This window comes from Paenibacillus sp. KS1 (genome assembly GCF_001680695.1).
GTDB classification, from domain to species: Bacteria; Bacillota; Bacilli; order Paenibacillales; family Paenibacillaceae; genus Paenibacillus_B; species Paenibacillus_B suaedae.
Genome location: NZ_MAIS01000394.1, coordinates 1 through 235 on the forward strand (window position 1 = coordinate 1; position 235 = coordinate 235).

Here is a 235-nt window from a genome sequence, read left to right on the forward strand (position 1 = left end):
CCGCGATCATGCCGTTGCATTCCAGTGCCGCCGCACGCTGCCTTCTTCCGCTTATTGCCTCGCCCGTAGAAAGCGGCGAGATTCGCAGCGAACTGTGCTCCAAATCCTGATCGAACTGTCCCAAATAGTTGAATGAAATGTCAGGATCGCACGCCCACTTTGCCTCATCCGACGCGGACATATATCGCAGGAGGCCGTAGCCGATCCCTTTTTGCGGAATCGCCCGCAGCGTTTC

The 235-nt window shown here is 57.0% G+C and carries 1 protein-coding gene; it reads right to left on the reverse strand.

What is annotated here, in order from left to right; all coding sequences use genetic code 11:
- Positions 1-235: hypothetical protein (locus BBG47_RS28785; protein WP_139070871.1), on the reverse strand; the 235-nt coding region annotated here is incomplete at both ends.